The sequence below is a fragment of the Plesiocystis pacifica SIR-1 genome, from assembly GCF_000170895.1.
GTDB lineage: Bacteria > Myxococcota_A > Polyangia > Nannocystales > Nannocystaceae > Plesiocystis > Plesiocystis pacifica.
Genome location: NZ_ABCS01000215.1, coordinates 1 through 3,827, shown reverse-complemented (window position 1 = coordinate 3,827; position 3,827 = coordinate 1). Strand labels below are relative to the sequence as shown.

Below are 3,827 nucleotides of genomic sequence, written 5' to 3'. Positions count from 1 at the left end.
CTCTTTTAGCCGTCGTGGACGACGCCACGCCCTCCCTGCCCCACGTCCACGACTCAAGCGCTAGCTACTTCGGCTCGCACCACGCGTTGTTGCAGGTCCAGCCAGGCTTGCCCAGGGGCGCACACGCGTGCTCGACCCCAGCACAACCAGTCCACCTCCACCCAGAAGAGCGCGGCTGCAGGTGCTTCGTGGCGAAGGCCTCGCTCCACGTGACGTTGTTGTCGACTCCCACGCACTCTGGCGGGACCCCCGACTCCGGCAGGGTCGTTCCGAGGAAAGGACCGCCCGCGGGCGCCCCCTTTCGCATGAAGCCGCCGTTGTAATCGTCGTGGAGGATCCCGAGGGTGTGCGCGGTCTCGTGGGCGAGGGTCAGCCAGTCCTGGCTGTTTGCGTTTGTGACGACGAAGCGTCCAGCGGTCGACGCCGTCCCCTTGCTCGTCGCCAAGCCGGCCGAAGGAGCGCACAACGTCGTCTCGCAGGTCTGGGTGGTGTCGTTCGTCAGAAAGCCGACGGCGTTCGCGGGCTCGCCGTAGGGGCCCAAGGCCAGCGTATTGAGCTCGAAGTCGATCCACGCTCTCGCGGTCGCCTCGCCATAGAGCAGCAACCCAGGGTGCGGGTCGTTCGCGCTTGGCTTGTAGGGGTAGTCGTCCATCCCTGCTGGGCACTGCGGCTCTCCGAGCTCCACGATGTCGCCCTCGGCATCAAAGATCGCTCCGTGCTGGCAAGCCAAGAAGGCCTGCTCGTTCGGGAAGACCCAGCATGAGAAGATTCGATAGTGAACGGGATCATCTTCGGCGCGGATTTCGTTGAGGAACTCGGATGAGCTCAGCGCCCAGTCGGCGAAGGTGACCATCCACGTGTCCTGGAGCTCCGTGCACAGGCCACCACCCCCCATGAGCGCGTAGTTCTTCCCATGCTCGACGCGACTGCGCGCGTCTGGGAAGGAGTCGGCGCCTTGATCTCTATGGGGAAGGCAGTTCCAGTCGCACAGGTCTTGCTGCCCGTCGCCGTCATTGTCGACTCCGTCTTGGCACTCGTCGAGGGGCTGGTCTGGGGGCTCACACGCCCCGTTCTCGCAGCTGAAGGGTTCCAGGGGGGCCCTGGAGATCCCCCCGCTCATCATCGGAGAGATCGACGCCACGGCGTAGCCAGGCGGAGCAGGGATGTCCAAGTCCTCTCCCCGATAGCCAGCCACGAGCTTCGCCCCGCCAGACTCCGTCTCGTGACGCAGCAAGAGCGCGCCAGCGTCGTCCATCAACAGCTGGCTACGCTCGAGCCCTTCGGAGCCGAGCGCCCCGTAGAGCTCGAAGATCGGACGACGCACTTCGGCGCTCGACCCTTCTCGATGCTCCACGAAGTACCCCAGCGCCAGGCTCTGGACGTGGCGAACGCGAACTCGCTCAAACGCCACCTCTGCGCCACGCTCGAAGCGCCAGCTTCCTGCGCTCGCGTTCCACTCGGGGACAGAGATCGAGACCCAATCAGCTTGTTCACCTCCGCTTGGCGCCGCGATCTCGAGGGGAGTGGCGAACACGAGGCTGTGCTCGGCCCACCCGTAGCGGCGCCGCTCCGCAGACGTCGCGTCGCGGTAGAGACCGGCGCCCCCGCGAATGAATCTCCACCCCTCCACCTCGATACGGGGAGGCGCCAGCGTCTCGAGAGAAGCCGGCGGGTTCTCCCCCGGCGGCGATTCGGGGTCGGGTCTACCCTCTGCCGCGCCGACTTCGTCCCCTCCACCGAGGGTGTCACCGTCGCTGTTGCACGGACCTTCGGGCGGAGAGTCGTCGCCTTCTTCAGGGCAGCCGACCAACAACCCCAGGCAGCACAACGCTCCCAACCATCTATCAGGCTTCATCTCCAGCATGGCGACCTCACTTCACGGCGCAGTAGTACAGCGCCTGCGCCTGCTCGTCCGTCAGCTTCCCTTGGCACGTGTCCACGAGCACGACATCGCTCGAGCAAGCTTGCGGATCACAGACCCCAGCATTCTCCTCGTGACAGACTGTCGCCTCGCTCAGCTCGCGCGTGTAGCACTCGAGAGCAGCGACGCTCTCTTTGTCGTCGAGAGAGCTCTCATCGAGGACCCCGCGCATGCACCCCAGCGCCTCGTCCTGCTCTGGCTGGGCAAAGGCCGTGCGGCAGGCGAGCTCAGACTCGAAGGTTTCCGAGGGTGTACTCGGGTCGAGGAGGTTCTGAAAGCACTTGCACGCCTGCTCGACTTCAGCCTCTCGCTGCTCGAGGTAGTCTCGAAGTGCAGCGTCGAGCCCGGGGTCCTGATCGGGACACCCTGAGATTACACCGAGCAGCAGCAGGGCGAAGCTCGCCCTTCTCCATCGTCTACCGGGCTCGAGACGCTCAACGGGAGCACAAAGATAACGGGGGGACATGGCTTGAAGACTAGGAGCAGGGTCATCGCCATGCAAGGAACACAGCTCAATTCCGTGAGCTTGCTTCATGTTCCCGAGTCAGCCTCGCCTCTCACCAAGGGGCGGCCGCGCGAGCTCCCCGGCGTGGATTTCCGAGCTCCGTCCGTCGAGCTTGGGTCGTCGGCACCAAGGCCCGCGGAGCTAGCGATCGCCTGAGTCGTGGACGTGGGGCAGGGAGGGCGCGGCGTCGTCCACGACGTCTAAAATGGACAGGGACTGTGAAAACTTCACAGTCCCTGAGCCCGCGACGGCCAAGGTCGATCGAGGGTCGGCCAGCACTCGCGGTGGCCGACCCTCCCGAGTCACTGGCAGGTCTCGGTGCCCAGCTGGTCGACGCAGGTCATCGGGGACGGGCAAAAGCCGCCGCCGCCGCAGTCGAGGTAGCAAAAGCCGAAGAACGCGCAGGTCGGCTCAGCGGCGCCGGCGACCTGGCCGATACCGGCACAGTCGGCGTCGCTGTTGCAACTCGTCGTGCAATAGGGGTCGGGGAACAGGTCCGCGCACATGTCGGCGCCGTCGCTGCAGTCGGCGTCGCTGCTGCAGGGCGACCAAAAGCCCTCGTCGGGCTGGTCGTTGCTGCAGCCGCTCTCGTCGAGGGTGCAGGCCGCGGAGCAGCTCACGTCGCCGCCAAAGAAGCCCGCGTCGACGCAGTTGGCTCCGTTGATCTGGGCGCCGTCGCACTCCTCGCCCGGGTCGATCACGCCGTTGCCACAGTCGTCGCCGGTCTCGCTCTCGCTGCTGCTGCTCTCGCTCTCGCTCTCGCTGCTGCTGCCGCCGTCGGTGGTGGTCGTGGTCCCGCTCTCTTCTTCGCCGCCCTCGGGCTCGCAGGCGTTGTCGACACAGATCTCACCGTCGGCGCAGTCGCTGTTGACGAGGCACTGCGCCGGGCACGACGAGTCCAGGGCCGTGGTCGGGAAGTCGCCCTCGACGACCAGGGAGCCGCCGATGAACGCGAGCTCCTTGTCGCCCTCGGTCACGGTCGAGTCGAGGTTCACGGTGATCGAGCCGACGAAGCAAGACTCGGGGACGTTCTCTTCGCCGATCTCGGTCTGGCTGAGGGTCAGCCAGGAGTCCTTGGTCGCGGCCCCGCTGGCGCCGTACTGGCCCTCGTCCTCGTCGGAGAAGCCGGGGCATTGGGAGTCGGCCGTGAACGCGATGGACTGGACCCGCAGGTTGGAGGCGTCGAGGATCTGGCTCGCCGTCACGACGAGGGTGCACCCAGAGCCGCTTTGGAAGCGGAGCTCGACCTCGTTGATGCAGCCGTCCTCGAACTCGTCGACGTCTTGCTTGTGGTGGACCGTGGCCATCACCGAGTCGAACTGGAGCTCGGCCACCGAGCTCTGCAGCGCTCCGCTGACGGTGGGCGTCGTCTCGCCGCAGTTGGGCGGTGGCGGTGGCGGG

General features: G+C 66.2%; 3 protein-coding genes. All 3 read right to left on the bottom strand.

Annotated elements, in window-relative coordinates; all coding sequences use genetic code 11:
* Positions 1-64 precede the first annotated feature (64 nt).
* Positions 65-1,324, bottom strand: a complete 1,260-nt coding sequence (locus tag PPSIR1_RS41225) for a hypothetical protein (protein WP_157596537.1) — start codon at positions 1,322-1,324, stop codon at positions 65-67.
* Positions 1,325-1,871: 547 nt separating this feature from the next.
* Complete coding sequence (locus PPSIR1_RS41220) at positions 1,872-2,387, bottom strand: hypothetical protein (RefSeq protein WP_006977289.1); 516 nt, start codon at positions 2,385-2,387, stop codon at positions 1,872-1,874.
* Positions 2,388-2,728: 341 nt separating this feature from the next.
* Positions 2,729-3,827, bottom strand: a 1,099-nt coding sequence (locus PPSIR1_RS41215) for a hypothetical protein (RefSeq protein WP_006977288.1), incomplete at its 5' end; no start/stop codon positions are given.